This window comes from Streptomyces sp. DT190 (assembly GCF_049846985.1).
Lineage (GTDB): Bacteria > Actinomycetota > Actinomycetes > Streptomycetales > Streptomycetaceae > Streptomyces.
The window spans coordinates 1-17,287 of record NZ_JBNCNM010000012.1 but is presented as its reverse complement, the minus strand read 5'-3'; the positions used below and the strand labels follow the sequence as shown (position 1 = coordinate 17,287).

Annotated in this window: 12 protein-coding genes and 1 tRNA gene; 2 read left to right on the top strand and 11 right to left on the bottom strand. The window is 68.0% G+C overall.

The features are described 5' to 3' along the window. Positions 1–251: 251 nt before the first annotated feature. From ACPXCS_RS21275 to ACPXCS_RS21225, 11 genes are all read right to left on the bottom strand, one after another. A complete protein-coding gene (locus tag ACPXCS_RS21275) occupies positions 252–4,151 on the bottom strand; it encodes a DNA-directed RNA polymerase subunit beta' (protein WP_425948562.1) in 3,900 nt (1,299 codons plus the stop codon). A 94-nt stretch (positions 4,152–4,245) separates the two neighbouring features. Beyond that, positions 4,246–7,731, bottom strand: coding sequence for a DNA-directed RNA polymerase subunit beta (rpoB, locus tag ACPXCS_RS21270; protein ID WP_425948563.1), 3,486 nt, complete (start codon positions 7,729–7,731; stop codon positions 4,246–4,248). A 575-nt stretch (positions 7,732–8,306) separates the two neighbouring features. Continuing rightward, positions 8,307–8,696, bottom strand: coding sequence for a 50S ribosomal protein L7/L12 (gene rplL, locus ACPXCS_RS21265; protein ID WP_003998852.1), 390 nt, complete (start codon positions 8,694–8,696; stop codon positions 8,307–8,309). A 114-nt stretch (positions 8,697–8,810) separates the two neighbouring features. Continuing rightward, the gene (rplJ, locus tag ACPXCS_RS21260) at positions 8,811–9,341 is read right to left on the bottom strand and encodes a 50S ribosomal protein L10 (RefSeq protein ID WP_142193707.1); all 531 of its coding nucleotides are present in this window, start codon (positions 9,339–9,341) and stop codon (positions 8,811–8,813) included. 311 nt (positions 9,342–9,652) lie between these two features. After that, on the bottom strand, positions 9,653–10,486 hold the full coding sequence (locus ACPXCS_RS21255) for a DUF1396 domain-containing protein (protein ID WP_425948565.1): 834 nt from the start codon (positions 10,484–10,486) through the stop codon (positions 9,653–9,655). Between the two features lie 90 nt (positions 10,487–10,576). Beyond that, complete coding sequence (locus ACPXCS_RS21250) at positions 10,577–11,434, bottom strand: hypothetical protein (protein WP_425948567.1); 858 nt, start codon at positions 11,432–11,434, stop codon at positions 10,577–10,579. Between the two features lie 127 nt (positions 11,435–11,561). Then, entirely contained in the window at positions 11,562–12,287 is a 726-nt protein-coding gene (gene rplA, locus ACPXCS_RS21245; RefSeq protein WP_030233947.1) for a 50S ribosomal protein L1, read from the bottom strand. A gap of 80 nt (positions 12,288–12,367) precedes the next feature. Then, positions 12,368–12,802 carry a 50S ribosomal protein L11 gene (gene rplK / locus ACPXCS_RS21240; RefSeq protein ID WP_093613725.1) on the bottom strand — a complete coding sequence of 145 codons (435 nt, stop codon included), beginning with the start codon at positions 12,800–12,802 and terminating at the stop codon, positions 12,368–12,370. 170 nt (positions 12,803–12,972) lie between these two features. Then, positions 12,973–13,809 carry a transcription termination/antitermination protein NusG gene (gene nusG, locus ACPXCS_RS21235; protein ID WP_425948569.1) on the bottom strand — a complete coding sequence of 279 codons (837 nt, stop codon included), beginning with the start codon at positions 13,807–13,809 and terminating at the stop codon, positions 12,973–12,975. Between the two features lie 80 nt (positions 13,810–13,889). Further along, positions 13,890–14,174, bottom strand: coding sequence for a preprotein translocase subunit SecE (gene secE / locus ACPXCS_RS21230; RefSeq protein ID WP_425948570.1), 285 nt, complete (start codon positions 14,172–14,174; stop codon positions 13,890–13,892). 108 nt (positions 14,175–14,282) lie between these two features. Then, positions 14,283–14,355 (bottom strand) — tRNA-Trp (locus tag ACPXCS_RS21225). Between the two features lie 306 nt (positions 14,356–14,661). Here ACPXCS_RS21225 and ACPXCS_RS21220 point away from each other — a divergent pair. Together ACPXCS_RS21220 and ACPXCS_RS21215 are read left to right on the top strand one after the other, a co-directional pair. Further along, positions 14,662–15,888, top strand: coding sequence for a pyridoxal phosphate-dependent aminotransferase (locus ACPXCS_RS21220; RefSeq protein ID WP_425948572.1), 1,227 nt, complete (start codon positions 14,662–14,664; stop codon positions 15,886–15,888). 136 nt (positions 15,889–16,024) lie between these two features. Further along, the gene (locus tag ACPXCS_RS21215; protein WP_425948573.1) at positions 16,025–17,056 is read left to right on the top strand and encodes an adenosine deaminase; all 1,032 of its coding nucleotides are present in this window, start codon (positions 16,025–16,027) and stop codon (positions 17,054–17,056) included. Positions 17,057–17,287: the final 231 nt, after the last annotated feature.

The following is a 17,287-nucleotide window of genomic DNA, read 5'->3' as shown; positions in this document are numbered from 1 at the left end:
TTGCCAGGACGGATAGGGCGGCTGCGACACGGAGCACCTCCCCGGAGCCGGAGTCCTTCCATGATGCGCCGAAGCACGCTTTCCGGCACCGGGGCGTCCCGAACGGGCCCGGCGTGTCGGCCAGGGCGGCCGGCGCCCGGGAGGGCTCCCACGGCCCCTCCAGAGGGCTCAGGGGCCGCGCCCCACCCCCCGTGGACACGCCGGAGGGCGGCCACCCCCAAGGATGACCGCCCTCCGTTCAAGCGACTCGCTTACTGGTTGTACGGACCGTAGTCGTAGTCCTCCAGCGGAACGGCCTGGCCGGAGCCCGTGCCGAACGGCGAGTAGTCGATGTCGTCGTAGCCGACGGCCGAGTACATCGCGGCCTTGGCCTCCTCGGTCGGCTCGACCCGGATGTTGCGGTAGCGGGACAGACCCGTACCGGCCGGGATGAGCTTACCGATGATGACGTTCTCCTTGAGGCCGATGAGGCTGTCGGACTTGGCGTTGATCGCCGCGTCCGTCAGGACTCGGGTCGTCTCCTGGAAGGAGGCGGCCGACAGCCAGGATTCCGTCGCCAGCGAGGCCTTGGTGATACCCATCAGCTGCGGACGACCGGAGGCCGGGTGACCGCCCTCCTGGACCACACGACGGTTCTCGTGCTCGAACTTCGAGCGCTCGACCAGCTCGCCGGGCAGCAGCTCGGCGTCGCCGGACTCGATGATCGTCACGCGGCGCAGCATCTGCCGGATGATGATCTCGATGTGCTTGTCGTGGATCGACACACCCTGCGAGTTGTAGACCTTCTGGACCTCGCCGACCAAGTGGACCTGGACGGCACGCTGGCCCAGGATGCGCAGCACGTCGTGCGGGTTGGTGGCACCCACGGTGAGCTTCTGGCCCACCTCGACGTGCTCGCCCTCGCTGACCAGGAGACGGGCGCGCTTCGAGATCGGGTACGCCGTCTCGTCGCTGCCGTCGTCCGGCGTGATGACGATCTTCTTGGTCTTCTCGGTCTCCTCGATCCGCACGCGGCCGGAGGCCTCGGAGATCGGGGCGACACCCTTCGGGGTACGGGCCTCGAAGAGCTCGACGACACGCGGCAGACCCTGGGTGATGTCGTCACCGGCCACACCACCGGTGTGGAAGGTACGCATCGTCAGCTGGGTGCCGGGCTCACCGATGGACTGGGCGGCGATGATGCCGACCGCCTCACCGATGTCGACCAGCTTGCCGGTGGCCAGCGAACGGCCGTAGCACATCGCGCAGGTGCCGACGGCGGACTCGCAGGTCAGGACCGAGCGGGTCTTGACCTCCTCGACGCCGCGGGAGACGAGCTCCTCGATGAGGACGTCGCCCAGGTCGGTACCGGCCGGGGCCAGCACCTGCCCGTCGACCACGATGTCCTCGGCCAGGCAGCGCGCGTACACGGACGTCTCGACGTCCTCCGCCTTGATCAGCGTGCCCTCGGCGTTCCGGTCGGCGATCTTCAGACGCAGACCGCGCTCGGTGCCGCAGTCCTCCTCGCGGATGATGACGTCCTGGGAGACGTCGACCAGACGACGCGTGAGGTAACCCGAGTCGGCGGTACGCAGAGCGGTGTCCGCCAGACCCTTACGGGCACCGTGCGTGGAGATGAAGTACTCCAGCACGGACAGGCCCTCACGGAACGACGCCTTGATCGGACGCGGGATCGTCTCGTTCTTCGCGTTCGACACCAGACCACGCATACCGGCGATCTGACGCATCTGCATCATGTTGCCTCGTGCACCCGAGTTCACCATCATGAAGATCGGGTTGGTCTTCGGGAAGTTGTCGTTCATCGCCTCGGCGACCTCGTTGGTCGCCTTGGTCCAGATCGCGATGAGCTCCTGCGTGCGCTCGTCCTTGGTGATCAGACCGCGCTCGTACTGCTTCTGGACCTTCTCGTCCTGCGCCTCGTAGCCCTTGACGATCTCCTTCTTCGCCTCGGGAACGACGACGTCGGAGATGGCCACGGTCACGCCGGAACGGGTGGCCCAGTAGAAGCCGGACGCCTTCAGGTTGTCGAGCGTCGCCGCCACGATGACCTTCGGGTAGCGCTCGGCGAGGTCGTTGACGATCTCGGAGAGCTGCTTCTTGCCGACCTCGTAGTCGACGAACGGGTAGTCCTCGGGCAGCAGCTCGTTGAAGAGCGCGCGGCCCAGGGTGGTGTTCAGCCGGAAGCTGTCACCCTGCTGCCACTCGGGCTCACCCTCCTCGCGCGCCGGCGGGGTCCAGCCGCGCGGCGGGATGGTGCCGACCGGGAAGCGGACGTCGATCCTCGACTGGAGCGACAGCTCGCCCGCGTCGAAGGCCATGATCGCCTCGGCGACGGAGGCGAAGGAACGGCCCTCGCCCTTGAGCTCGCGCATCTCGCCGTCGGTGGTGAGGAAGAACAGACCGAGGACCATGTCCTGGGTCGGCATCGTCACCGGGCGGCCGTCGGCCGGCTTGAGGATGTTGTTCGAGGACAGCATCAGGATGCGGGCCTCGGCCTGCGCCTCCGCGGAGAGCGGCAGGTGCACGGCCATCTGGTCACCGTCGAAGTCCGCGTTGAACGCGGTGCACACGAGCGGGTGGATCTGGATGGCCTTGCCCTCGACCAGCTGCGGCTCGAAGGCCTGGATACCGAGGCGGTGCAGCGTGGGCGCACGGTTCAGCAGAACCGGGTGCTCCGCGATGACCTCCTCCAGCACGTCGTACACGACCGTGCGGCCGCGCTCGACCATGCGCTTGGCGCTCTTGATGTTCTGCGCGTGGTTCAGGTCGACCAGGCGCTTCATCACGAACGGCTTGAACAGCTCCAGCGCCATCGCCTTGGGCAGACCGCACTGGTGCAGCTTCAGCTGCGGACCGACGACGATCACGGAACGCGCGGAGTAGTCCACGCGCTTGCCGAGCAGGTTCTGGCGGAAGCGGCCCTGCTTGCCCTTCAGCATGTCGCTGAGGGACTTCAGCGGGCGGTTGCCGGGGCCGGTGACCGGGCGGCCGCGACGGCCGTTGTCGAACAGCGCGTCCACGGCCTCCTGGAGCATGCGCTTCTCGTTGTTCACGATGATCTCGGGCGCACCGAGGTCGAGAAGGCGCTTCAGGCGGTTGTTGCGGTTGATCACACGGCGGTACAGGTCGTTCAGGTCGGAGGTCGCGAAGCGGCCACCGTCCAGCTGCACCATCGGACGCAGGTCCGGCGGGATGACCGGCACGCAGTCCAGCACCATGCCCTTGGGGCTGTTGCTGGTCTGCAGGAACGCGGAGACGACCTTCAGGCGCTTGAGCGCACGGGTCTTCTTCTGGCCCTTGCCGGTGCGGATGATCTCGCGGAGCTTCTCGGCCTCCTCCTCGAGGTCGAAGGACTCCAGGCGCTTCTGCAGCGCCGCGGCACCCATCGAGCCGTCGAAGTACGTGCCGAAGCGGTCGCGCAGCTCGCGGTAGAGCAGCTCGTCGCCCTCCAGGTCCTGGACCTTGAGGTTCTTGAACCGGTTCCACACCTCGTCGAGACGGTCGATCTCGCGCTGCGCGCGGTCGCGCAGCTGCTTCATCTCACGCTCGGCACCCTCGCGCACCTTGCGGCGCACGTCGGCCTTGGCGCCCTCGGCCTCCAGCTCGGCCAGGTCGGTCTCGAGCTTCTTGGCGCGGGCCTCCAGGTCGGCGTCGCGGCGCTGCTCGATCTGCTGGCGCTCGACGGAGACGTGGGCCTCCAGCGAGGGCAGGTCGCGGGTGCGGCGCTCCTCGTCGACGTACGTGATCATGTACGCAGCGAAGTAGATGACCTTCTCGAGGTCCTTTGGCGCCAGGTCGAGCAGGTAGCCCAGCCGCGACGGAACACCCTTGAAGTACCAGATGTGCGTGACCGGGGCGGCCAGCTCGATGTGGCCCATCCGCTCACGGCGCACCTTGGCGCGAGTGACCTCGACGCCGCAGCGCTCACAGATGATGCCCTTGAAGCGGACGCGCTTGTACTTGCCGCAGTAGCACTCCCAGTCCCGGGTCGGACCGAAGATCTTCTCGCAGAAGAGTCCGTCCTTTTCGGGCTTGAGGGTGCGGTAGTTGATGGTCTCGGGCTTCTTGACCTCGCCGTGGCTCCACTGACGGATGTCGTCAGCGGTAGCCAGACCGATCCGGAGCTCGTCGAAGAAGTTGACGTCGAGCACTATGCGTCAATCCCTCTCAGGGTTGTAAGTCATGGGGTCTGATACGGGGGTCCTGGGGCCGGAGGCCTTCATGACGAAGGCCTCCGAACTCCCGTCAGACCTCTTCGACGCTGCTCGGCTCACGCCGGGACAGGTCGATGCCAAGCTCCTCCGCAGCGCGGAAGACGTCCTCGTCGGTGTCGCGCATCTCGATGGACATGCCGTCCGAGGACAGCACCTCCACGTTGAGGCACAGGGACTGCATCTCCTTGATGAGCACCTTGAAGGACTCGGGGATGCCGGGCTCGGGGATGTTCTCGCCCTTGACGATGGCCTCGTAGACCTTCACGCGGCCGGTCACGTCGTCGGACTTGATGGTCAGCAGCTCCTGGAGCGCGTAGGCGGCGCCGTACGCCTCGAGTGCCCACACCTCCATCTCGCCGAACCGCTGGCCACCGAACTGGGCCTTACCACCCAGCGGCTGCTGGGTGATCATCGAGTACGGACCGGTCGAGCGGGCGTGCAGCTTGTCGTCGACCAGGTGGTGCAGCTTGAGGATGTACATGTACCCGACCGAGATCGGGTCCGGGAACGGCTCACCGGAGCGGCCGTCGAACAGTCGCGCCTTACCGGTCGGGAGCACCATGCGCTCGCCGTCCCGGTTCGGGATGGTGTGGTTCAGCAGACCGGCCAGCTCGTCCTCGCGGGCACCGTCGAAGACCGGGGTCGCGACGTTGGTGCCGGGCGCGACCTGGTCGGCGCCGATGGCCTGCAGACGCTGCGCCCACTCCTCCGCGAGGCCGGAGACGTCCCAGCCGCGGCTGGCGAGCCAGCCGAGGTGGATCTCCAGGACCTGTCCCGGGTTCATTCGGGACGGCACACCCAGCGGGTTGAGGATGATGTCGACCGGGGTGCCGTCCTCCAGGAACGGCATGTCCTCGATCGGCAGGATCTTCGAGATGACGCCCTTGTTGCCGTGACGGCCGGCGAGCTTGTCACCGTCGGTGATCTTGCGCTTCTGCGCGACGTAGACGCGCACCAGCTGGTTCACACCGGGGGGAAGCTCGTCGCCCTCCTCGCGGTCGAAGACGCGGACGCCGATGACCTTGCCGGTCTCGCCGTGCGGCACCTTCAGCGAGGTGTCACGGACCTCACGGGCCTTCTCACCGAAGATCGCGCGCAGCAGGCGCTCCTCGGGGGTCAGCTCGGTCTCACCCTTGGGGGTCACCTTGCCGACGAGGATGTCGCCGGCGATGACCTCGGCACCGATCCGGATGATGCCGCGCTCGTCGAGGTCGGCGAGGACCTCCTCGGAGACGTTCGGGATGTCCCGGGTGATCTCCTCGGGGCCGAGCTTGGTGTCACGGGCGTCGACCTCGTGCTCCTCGATGTGGATCGAGGAGAGGACGTCGTCCTGCACGAGGCGCTGCGACAGGATGATCGCGTCCTCGTAGTTGTGACCCTCCCACGGCATGAACGCCACGAGCAGGTTCTTGCCCAGCGCCATCTCGCCGTTCTGGGTGGCCGGACCGTCGGCCAGGACCTGGCCCTCGATGATCCGGTCGCCCTCGTTGACGATGACCTTCTGGTTGACCGAGGTGCCCTGGTTGGAGCGGGCGAACTTGGCCAGGCGGTACGTGATGTACGTGCCGTCGTCGTTGGCGGTGGTGATGTAGTCCGCGGAGACCTCCTGGACCACACCGGGCTTCTCGGCCTTGACCACGTCGCCGGCGTCGACCGCGGAGCGGTACTCCATGCCGGTGCCGACGAGCGGTGCCTCGGACTTAATCAGCGGCACGGCCTGACGCATCATGTTCGCGCCCATGAGGGCACGGTTGGCGTCGTCGTGCTCCAGGAAGGGGATCATGGCCGTCGCGACCGACACCATCTGGCGCGGCGAGACGTCCATGTAGTCGACGTCCTCGCCGGTGACGTAGTCGACCTCGCCGCCCTTACGGCGGACCAGCACCCGGGCCTCGGCGAAGCGGAGGTCGTCCGTCAGCTGCGCGTTGGCCTGCGCGATGACGAAGCGGTCCTCCTCGTCGGCGGTCAGGTAGTCGACCTCGTCGGTGACCTGGCCCTCGAACACCTTGCGGTACGGGGTCTCCACGAAACCGAACGCGTTGACCCGGCCGTAGGAGGCGAGCGAGCCGATCAGGCCGATGTTCGGGCCTTCCGGCGTCTCGATCGGGCACATGCGGCCGTAGTGCGAGGGGTGCACGTCACGGACCTCGAAGCCGGCCCGCTCACGGGACAGACCACCCGGGCCGAGCGCGGAAAGACGCCGCTTGTGCGTCAGACCCGACAGCGGGTTGTTCTGGTCCATGAACTGCGACAGCTGGCTGGTGCCGAAGAACTCCTTGATGGAGGCGACGACCGGCCGGATGTTGATCAGGGTCTGCGGCGTGATCGCCTCGACGTCCTGGGTCGTCATCCGCTCGCGGACGACTCGCTCCATACGCGCCAGACCCGTGCGGACCTGGTTCTGGATGAGCTCGCCGACGCTGCGCAGGCGGCGGTTGCCGAAGTGGTCGATGTCGTCGGTCTCGACGACCACGGAGGTGCCGTTGTCACCGACCGTCTCGGTCTCGCCGGCGTGCAGCTTCACCAGGTACTTGATCGTCGCGATGATGTCCTCGACGGTCAGGATCCCGGCGTCCAGCGGGGTGTCCGTGCCCAGCTTCTTGTTGACCTTGTAGCGGCCGACCTTGGCCAGGTCGTAGCGCTTGGGGTTGAAGTAGAGGTTCTCGAGCAGCGTCTGCGCGGCCTCACGCGTGGGGGGCTCGCCCGGACGCAGCTTGCGGTAGATGTCGAGCAGCGCGTCGTCCTGGCCCTGGGTGTGGTCCTTCTCCAGGGTGGCGCGCATGGACTCGTACTCGCCGAACTCCTCGAGGATCTGCTCGGTGGTCCAGCCGAGCGCCTTCAGGAGGACGGTGACGGACTGCTTGCGCTTGCGGTCGATGCGGACACCGACCATGTCGCGCTTGTCGATCTCCATCTCCAGCCAGGCACCCCGGGACGGGATGATCTTGGCGGAGAAGATGTCCTTGTCGGACGTCTTGTCGATGGAGGAGTCGAAGTAGACACCGGGGGAACGGACGAGCTGCGACACCACGACACGCTCGGTGCCGTTGATGACGAAGGTGCCCTTGTTCGTCATGAGCGGGAAGTCGCCCATGAAGACCGTCTGGGACTTGATCTCGCCGGTCTCGTTGTTGGTGAACTCGGCGGTGACGAAGAGCGGGGCCGCGTACGTGAAGTCGCGCTCCTTGCACTCGTCGATGGAGTTCTTCGGCGGCTCGAAGCGGTGGTCGCGGAAGGTCAGCGACATCGACCCGCTGAAGTCCTCGATCGGGGAGATCTCCTCGAAGATCTCCTCGAGCCCGGACTTGGTGGGGACGTCCTGACCGTTCTCGAGAGCCTCCTCGACCCGACTCTGCCAGGCGGTGTTGCCGAGCAGCCAGTCGAAGCTCTCGGTCTGCAGCGCGAGCAGGTTCGGAACCTCGAGAGGCTCCTTGATCTTTGCAAAAGAGATGCGCAGCGGGGCAGTGCTGGCGGCGTTGTTCGTATTCGCGGTCGAGGCGTTGCGCGAGGCGGCCAAGAGGGGGTCCTTCCGAGGGCTCGGACTCACTACGCGCGTACCGGCCCCTCTCCCGTACACGGAGACAAGCTGTGCCCACTGGGCCGAAAGGCCAGGTCAGGCATATCTTGTCGTCGATGCTCGGGCGAGGGCAGACCCCTGGTGACGGGCAGGGGACAGCTAACAGGCAGCGCAAAGGGTCAGTGTAGCCACTTGGCACACTGATGTCCAGTGCGGGTTCTGGAACCCGTGTTCACCCTCGTTGTTCCACTCCTGCGACACGGCGCTGCCCTCAACGCACGTTGATACTGCCCTCTTCGTCGCCGATCCATGCCTCGGATTCGGATCCTTGTGACGACGCGTCCTGAGAATTGCGCGCTGCGTGCGGTTCGTCAAGGCCCCCCTTGGCCGAACCTGGGGCCGCCCAGGGACACGACGAAGATCACCATACCCCCCGCCACGGAGGCTGCAAGGCAACCGTGGCCGCACCCCCGGAACGCCGAAGAGCGACCACCCGGATGGATGATCGCTCCTCGGCGCTTACGCGTTACACGTCCTGACGGACGCGTTGTGGATCCTGGCGGATCCGGGAGGTCTTACTTGACCTCGACGGAGGCACCGGCGCCCTCGAGGGACTCCTTGGCCTTGTCGGCGGCCTCCTTGTTGACCTTCTCCAGAACCGGCTTCGGCGCACCGTCGACCAGGTCCTTGGCCTCCTTCAGGCCCAGGGAGGTGAGCTCGCGCACGACCTTGATGACCTGGATCTTCTTGTCGCCGGCACCCGTGAGGATGACGTCGAACTCGTCCTTCTCCTCGGCGGCCTCGGCGGCGGCGCCACCAGCGGCACCACCGGCGACGACGACCGGGGCGGCCGCGGCGGCGGTGACGTCGAACTTCTCCTCGAACGCCTTCACGAACTCGGAGAGCTCGATGAGGGTCATCTCCTCGAACTGCGCGAGCAGGTCTTCCTGGCTGAGCTTCGCCATGATGGCGGTCCTTCCACTAAATCGGCAGGTGCCGGATGTACATGTGAGGCGGGCGTACTACTGGCCCGCTACGGTCGCCGCGTTCAGGCAGCGGCAACCGGGATGCGAGCCGAGTTACTCGGCACCGCCCTGCTCGTCCTGCTTGGCACGGAGCGCGTCCACGGTGCGGACGAGCTTCGACGGCAGCGCCTGGAAGACAGAGGCAGCCTGGGACTGCTTGCCCTTCATGGCACCGGCCAGCTTGGAGAGCAGAACCTCGCGGGACTCGAGGTCCGCAAGCTTCTTGATCTCGTCGGCGGACAGCGCCTTGCCGTCAAGGACACCGCCCTTGATGACGAGATTCGGGTTGTCCTTGGCGAAGTCACGAAGACCCTTCGCCGACTCCACCGGGTCACCGGTGACGAAGGCGACGGCCGTCGGACCAGCGAAGAGCTGGTCGTCGAGCGTGATCCCGGCCTCGTTGGCCGCAATCTTGGTCAGCGTGTTCTTCACCACGGCGTACTGGGCGTTCTCACCGAGCGAACGACGCAGCGTCTTGAGCTGCGCCACGGTGAGACCGCGGTACTCGGTCAGCACAGCGGCGTTGGAGCTGCGGAACTTGTCCGTCAGCTCGGCAACCGCGGCAGCCTTGTCGGGCCTCGCCATAGAGCCTCGGCCTCCTTCCGGGTGATTCGGACCGCGCGGACCCGAAGGAGGACTGGGGAAAACGAAACGCCCCGGCGCAAGCGCACGGGGCGTAGCTCGACCGGATTCACACACGCACGGGGCGGCGGACTCCGGGAGCTTCTCCAGTGTCACCTGCGCGGGTCGTCCGCCGTTCAGCGGATCCTTCGGCCACCGCGCCCTCATACGAGCGCGCGGTAACGACCAGCGGTCTTTGGCTTCTGTAGGAGCGTACGGGAACGGGTCGCTGTCAAGCAAATCCGCCCGTACGACGGATCAGCGGACCGGACGGGTCAGCTCGCGTCGAGGTCCTTGAACAGGTCGGCGAGGTCGGCGACGTCCTTGGCGGGCGGGGCCTTGATCTCCACCGGCTCGTTGTAGTCGAGGAAGGTGATGGTCATGTCGAGCGGGCCCTTGTCGGTGTCGCCCTTGGTGCGGAACTGCTTGGTGTGGTCGTCACCGTCGATCCACATGTCCATCGTGAGCTTGTCGACGCCCATCTTCTCGTACTGCTTGATGCTCTTCTCGCGGCGCTCGCGGGTCTCCGCGTCCTCCTTCTTGAGGGAGGCGCGCAGGTCGGCGAGGGTGACCGTGCCCGAGTAGTGGGTCGTCTCGACGCCGTCGACCTTCTCGGTGCCGACCTTCTTCACGTCCTTGGCGCCCGTGAGGAAGGTGGACTCCGCCGCCGGGTTCTGCTCGGCCTGGCCGGGGGAGCCCAGCTGGTCCAGCTCCTTGCCGGCGTCGGAACCGGACAGGTCGAACTTCATCCAGGTCTTGCCGTCCATCTCCTTGGCCATCTCGGCTCCCCCACCGATGTACATGGCCTTGTCGACGAGGCGGATCTCCGTCTCCCCGGCGGCGGCCGCCTGGCCGGACGCCGTGACCTTCATGCTCATGGCGATCGTGGGCTTCAGGCGCATGGACGCCTCGCCCTTGACCTTGCCGGACTCCGGCGCCGTACCGCTCATGCGGTAGTGGAGGGACGTGATGTCCTCCGTGTTCTTCGCCGCCTTGGCGACGGCGGCCGCCGGGGTCATCTCCGGCGAGGCCTCCTCGGATCCGCAGCCGACCGCGCCGGCGGCGAGCAGCAGGACACCGAGACCGGCGGCAGGTATGGACTTGTTCATTGATTCCCCCCAAGGAATGCATGCTTGCTGCACAGCAAGGCCGCGAGCCTATCCCAGAGGGGCACAAGTGATCTATCCGGATTCGGGGCCTCAGGGCCTGCCGGTCCGCCGCCCCACGAGGTCCTCGAAGTCCCCGGTGTCGGACCGCGGGGGCCGCTCGGCGCGGACCGCCACGCCGTAGTCGCCGTAGTGCGCGGTCTGGGTCATCGGGCCGTCGGCCGTCCGCGCCTTCTCCACCTTCTTGACCAGGAGGTCGCGCTCGTCGACCCAGATGTCGACGGTCTCGGAGGTGACTCCGGCCTCGGTCAGCTGCTTCCTCAGGCCGGCGTCCGCGACGTCGGCCGTGTCCACGGTGCCCGACCAGTGGGTGGCGGTCCGGCCGCGCACGGTCTCCCGCCCGGCCTTGCGGACGTCCCCCGAGGACAGCAGCAGCCCGACGGACCGGTTCGGCGTGGTGGAGCGCATCTGGTCGCCCAGGTGGGCGCCGGAGCCGCCGGCGAGGGCTTCGAGGTCGTCGTAGCCGTACCGGATCCAGTGTCTGCCGCCGGTCTTCTCGGCGAACTGGTCGCCCATGCGCGCGTAGTAGGCGTCGGGCAGGTAGCGGGCCTCCATGGAGGGGGTGCCGAGCCGGCGCATGGTGTCGGCGATGGTGCCGCCGGTGTAGGTGATGGTCAGGGTGCCGGTGATGCCGTCGCGCCACCCGAGGGTGCCGTCGGCGGTCATGGACATCAGCGAGCCCATGGTCGTCGTGGACTCGACGCGGGCGGATCCGGCCCGCTCGGTGGCGCGCTCGGCTGCGCGCAGGGCGGCCAGGGTGCTGCCGCGCGGGGCGCGGTCGTCGTCGCCGGGGCGGTGCGCGGGGCCCGGGGAGGTGCAGGCGGACAGCGCCGCCAGCGCGGTCGCCGCCGCGAGCACCCGGCCCGCTCGGCGCACGGTCGTGCCCTGCATACGTCCCCCGTTCCCGTCCGGTTCCCGCACGTTAACCCAGGCAGGGGACGCGCGTACCGGAAAAGGGAACGGGCCCCGCACCTGGAAGAGGTGCGGGGCCCGTGACCGGTTGCGTGAGCCGTCAGGCTCAGACCGCGGCCGGGTCCTCCTCGACGAGGAGGTTGCGGGTGCGGTTCGGGTCGACCGGAATGCCGGGGCCCATCGTGGTGGTGATGGCGGCCTTCTTGATGTAGCGACCCTTGGCGGCGGACGGCTTCAGACGGAGGATCTCCTCCAGCGCGGCGCCGTAGTTCTCCACCAGCTTGCTGTCGTCGAACGACGTCTTGCCGATGATGAAGTGCAGGTTCGAGTGCTTGTCGACGCGGAACTCGATCTTGCCGCCCTTGATCTCGGTGACGGCCTTGGCGGTGTCGGGGGTGACGGTGCCGGTCTTCGGGTTCGGCATCAGACCACGCGGACCGAGCACGCGGCCGAGGCGGCCGACCTTGCCCATGAGGTCCGGGGTGGCGACGACGGCGTCGAAGTCCAGACGGCCCTTCGACACCTCGTCGATCAGCTCGTCGGCGCCGACGATGTCGGCGCCCGCGGCACGCGCGGCCTCGGCACGGTCACCGGTCGCGAAGACCAGGACCCGGGCGGTCTTGCCGGTGCCGTGCGGGAGGTTCACGGTGCCACGGACCATCTGGTCGGCCTTGCGCGGGTCGACACCCAGACGGAAGGCGACCTCGACGGTGCCGTCGAACTTGGTCGTGGAGGTCTCCTTGGCGAGACGGACGGCCTCGAGCGGGGCGTAGAGCTTCTCCCGGTCGACCTTGGCGTCCGCAGCGCGAAGGGACTTGCTGCGCTTGCTCACTACTGCTCCTGGGGATTCTTAGGAGTTGTGGTCCGGGCCGAGCAGGCCCTGCCACTACTGCGTGTCTACGAGGTGGGTTCTCAGCCCTCGACCGTGATGCCCATGGAACGGGCGGTGCCGGCGATGATCTTCGACGCGGCGTCCAGGTCGTTGGCGTTGAGGTCGGGCATCTTGGTCTCGGCGATCTCGCGGACCTGCGCCTGGGTGATCTTGGCGACCTTGGTCTTGTGCGGCTCGCCGGAGCCCTTCTCCACGCCCGCGGCCTTGAGGATCATCTTCGCGGCCGGCGGGGTCTTCGTGATGAAGGTGAAGGAGCGGTCCTCGTAGACCGTGATCTCCACCGGGATGACCCAGCCACGCTGCGACTCGGTCGCGGCGTTGTAGGCCTTGCAGAACTCCATGATGTTGACGCCGTGCTGACCCAGCGCGGGGCCGACCGGCGGGGCCGGGTTGGCGGCACCGGCCTGGATCTGGAGCTTGATGAGCCCCGTGACCTTCTTCTTCTTGGGAGGCATAGCTCTCCGGGTCCTTTCGATTCGGGTCCTGCCCACCCCCGGGGACCACCCGGATGCAGGCATACCGCACAACGATAACGGGTATGGATGCGCGGCCAAAAACCGCGCAGGTCAGGCAAGCGCCGGAGCGATCGCCTGACCTGCGCGGAAGCGGTGGGTCCGGAAGAAAACTAGTTCTTCTGGATCTGGTCGAAGGAGAGCTCGACCGGCGTCTCACGGCCGAAGATCTCGACGAGGCCCTTGACCTTCTTGGAGTCCGGGTTGATCTCGTTGATGGTCGCCTGCAGCGTGGCGAACGGGCCGTCGGTGACGGTGACCGAGTCGCCGACCTCGAAGTCCAGCACCTGGACCTCGACCTTGCGCTGCGGAGCCGGCTTGCCCTCGGCCTCGGCGGCCTCGCGGGCGGCCTTCTCCTCGGCCTCCGGGGCGAGCATCTTGACGATCTCGTCCAGCGTCAGCGGGTACGGGTCGTAGGCGTTGCCCACGAAGCCGGTCACGCCGGGGGTGTTGCGGACGACGCCCCAGGACTCGTTCGTCAGGTCCATGCGGACCAGGACGTAACCCGGGAGCTTGTTCTGCTTGATCGTCTTGCGGTCGCCGTTCTTGATCTGGACGACCTCTTCCTGCGGCACCTCGGCCTGGAAGATGTAGTCCTCGACGTTCAGCGAGACGGCGCGCTGCTCCAGGTTGGTCTTCACGCGGTTCTCGTAGCCGGCGTAGGTGTGGATGACGTACCACTCGCCCGGCAGGACCCGCAGCTCCTCGCGGAGCTTCTCGATCGGGTCGCGGTCGTCCTCGGGCTCTTCCTCGGCCTCGTCCGCGACGTCTTCGGCCTCTTCGCCGGCCTCGGTCTCCGCCTCGGCGGCTTCGTCGTCCGCGACGGCGTCGGCAGCCTCGACCTCGGCGGAGGTCTCGGTGTCCTCGCTGTCCGCGCCCTCGACGGTGTCGAGCTCGTCCTCGACGGACTCGACAGGCTCGATGGCGTCGTTCACGTTCGGGTCAGACACGGTGGCTGCTTCTTCCTGGATACATAGGGGTGGAACATGCGAAAGGAGCGCCGGGTACCTCGGCGCTCTTCGCGGACTGCTCAGCCGAACACGTACTTGGCGGCGTGGCTGAGCCCATAGTCAATCACGGTGACCAGGCCGATCATGATGACGACGAAGATGATCACCACGGTCGTGTACGTCGTGAGCTGGTTGCGGCTCGGCCAGACGACCTTGCGCAGCTCCGCGACGATCTGGCGGTAGAAGAGGGCGAGCCGCTTCAGCGGGCCCTTCTTGCCGCGCTTGCCGCCCTTGCGGCCCTTCTTGGACTCCGGCGCCTCGTCCTGGGCATCAGGCATGTCGATGGAGCCCACGGCGTCCGTCACTCGTCCTCACCTGATTCCGGGTCGTGGCCGTGCCGCGCCCGGTCTGAGCCGCACGGCGGTGCATTGCTGTACGTACATGCGCACACATCCTGGCGAAGGTGTGTGTAGCAGGGCCGGAGGGACTTGAACCCCCAACCGCTGGTTTTGGAGACCAGTGCTCTACCAATTGAGCTACGACCCTTTGTGTGTCCCCCAACGTACCGCATCCATCCGGATGCTTGGTGTGCACCGGGCGGGCGCGGCCTGCGGGAGGCCAACGAGGTGAGAGTGTACGTGGTCCGGGGCCGGGCGTCGAACAGATAGGGCCGCACAACGGGCTGGTTGGCGGAAGATCGCCGGTTCGCGGGGGTCCGGGCGCGGGGCCCCCGGCCGAAGATCGCCCAGGCCGCGCGGGGGGTCCGCACTGTTGTTCAGGGCTTTGCCCGGCGTTGTTCAGTCTGTGAAACCCCCGTGCCGCGCACGTTTCCGGTCTGAAACGATGGGGCCCATGAGCGCTGCAACCCCTCCCACCGAGCGCCGGGTCTCCGCCCGAGTCGGCGCGATCTCCGAGTCCGCCACCCTCGCCGTGGACGCCAAGGCCAAGGCCCTCAAGGCCGCCGGGCGGCCGGTGATCGGCTTCGGCGCCGGTGAACCCGACTTCCCGACCCCGGACTACATCGTCGAGGCCGCGATCGAGGCCTGCAAGAACCCGAAGTTCCACCGCTACACGCCGGCCGGCGGCCTGCCCGAGCTGAAGGCCGCCATCGCCGCGAAGACGCTGCGCGACTCCGGCTACGAGGTCGACGCCTCGCAGATCCTCGTCACCAACGGCGGCAAGCAGGCCATCTACGAGGCCTTCGCCGCGATCCTCGACCCGGGCGACGAGGTCATCGTGCCCGCGCCGTACTGGACGACGTACCCGGAGTCGATCCGGCTGGCCGGGGGTGTCCCGGTGGAGGTCGTCGCGGACGAGACCACCGGCTACCGGGTGACCGTCGAGCAGCTGGAGGCGGCCCGTACGGAGAAGACGAAGGTCGTGCTCTTCGTCTCCCCGTCGAACCCGACCGGCGCGGTCTACAGCGAGCAGGAGACCGAGGCGATCGGCCGCTGGGCCGTCGAGCACGGCCTGTGGGTGCTGACCGACGAGATCTACGAGCACCTCGTCTACGGCGACGCCTCCGCGGTGTCGCTGCCGGCGGTGCTGCCCGAGCTGCGCGACAAGTGCATCGTGGTGAACGGTGTCGCGAAGACGTACGCGATGACCGGCTGGCGCGTGGGGTGGATCATCGGCCCGAAGGACGTGGTCAAGGCCGCGACGAACCTGCAGTCGCACGCCACGTCCAACGTCTCCAACGTCGCCCAGGCCGCGGCGCTGGCCGCCGTCTCCGGTGACCTGGACGCCGTGGCGACGATGCGCGAGGCGTTCGACCGGCGCCGCAGGACGATCGTGCGGATGCTGAACGAGATCGACGGCGTGGTGTGCCCGGAGCCGGAGGGCGCGTTCTACGCCTACCCGTCGGTGAAGGCGCTGGTCGGCAAGGAGATCCGGGGCAAGCGGCCCAAGGACACGGTCGAGCTGGCCGCGCTGATCCTGGAGGAGGTCGAGGTCGCGGTCGTCCCGGGTGAGGCGTTCGGCACGCCGGGGTACCTGCGGCTGTCGTACGCGCTGGGTGACGAGGACCTCGTGGAGGGCGTGAGCCGGATCCAGAAGCTGCTGGCGGAGGCCAGGGACTGACCTGTGCCTCACGCGAGGCGGTGGCGGGCCGTTCCCCTTGCGGGGAGCGGCCCGCTTCTTCGTGTGCCCGTGCGAGCAAGACCACGTTCGGGGAAACAGCTACCGGGACGGCTGAGGCGTGCGGCAGGATCCTGGGATGGAGCGTGTACGTGATGTCTCTGAGCTGCCGAAAGCCCATCTGCACCTGCACTTCACCGGGTCGATGCGGCCCTCGACCGTGCTGGAACTGGCCGACAAGTACGGCGTCCGGCTGCCCGACGCGCTGAGCGAGGCGCTGACCAGCGGGGAACCACCGAGCCTGCGGGCCACCGACGAGCGCGGCTGGTTCCGCTTCCAGCGGCTGTACGACGCCGCGCGCTCGTGCCTGCGGGAGCCGGAGGACATACAGCGGCTGGTGCGGGAGGCCGCGGAGGAGGATCTGCGGGACGGCTCGGGGTGGCTGGAGATCCAGGTCGACCCGACGTCGTACGCGCCGCGGCTGGGCGGGCTGATCCCGGCGCTGGAGATCATCCTGGACGCGGTGGAGACGACGTCACGGGAGACCGGGCTCGGGATGCGGGTGCTGGTCGCGGCGAACCGGATGAAGCATCCGCTGGACGCGCGGACGCTGGCGCGGCTGGCGGTGCGGTACGCGGACCGGGGCGTGGTGGGGTTCGGGCTGTCCAACGACGAGCGGCGGGGCATGGCCCGGGACTTCGACCGGGCGTTCGCGATCGCGCGTGAGGCGGGGCTGCTGTCGGCGCCGCACGGGGGCGAGCTGAACGGGCCGGCGTCGGTGCGGGACTGTCTGGACGACCTGGGCGCGAACCGGCTGGGGCACGGCGTGCGGGCGGCGGAGGATCCCCGGCTGATGAAGCGGCTGGCGGACCGGCAGGTGACGTGCGAGGTGTGCCCGGCGTCGAACGTGGCGCTGGGGGTGTACGAGAAGCCGGAGGACGTGCCGCTGCGGACGCTGTTCGAGGCGGGGGTTCCGCTGGCCCTGGGCGCGGACGACCCGCTGCTGTTCGGGTCCCGGCTGGCGGCGCAGTACGAGATCGCGCGGGTCCATCACGCGTTCACGGACGCGGAACTGGCGGAGCTGGCCCGGCAGTCGGTCCGGGGGTCGGCGGCACCGGAGGGGGTGAAGGAGAAGCTGCTGGCGGGGGTGGACGCGTGGCTGGTGTCGTAGCGCCCGACGCCGAGTGTGGGTCGGGGCCGCGCCGGGGGGTGGGCGCGTCCTCGCCTGCGCGGCGGGGGTGGACGCGTGGCTGGTGTCGTAGCGCCCGACGCCGAGTGTGGGTCGGGGCCGTGCCGGGGGGTGGGCGCGTCCTCGCCTGCGCGGCGGGGTGGACGCGTGGCTGGTGTCGTAGCGCCCGACGCCGAGTGTGGGTCGGGGCCGTGCCGGGGGGTGGGCGCGTCC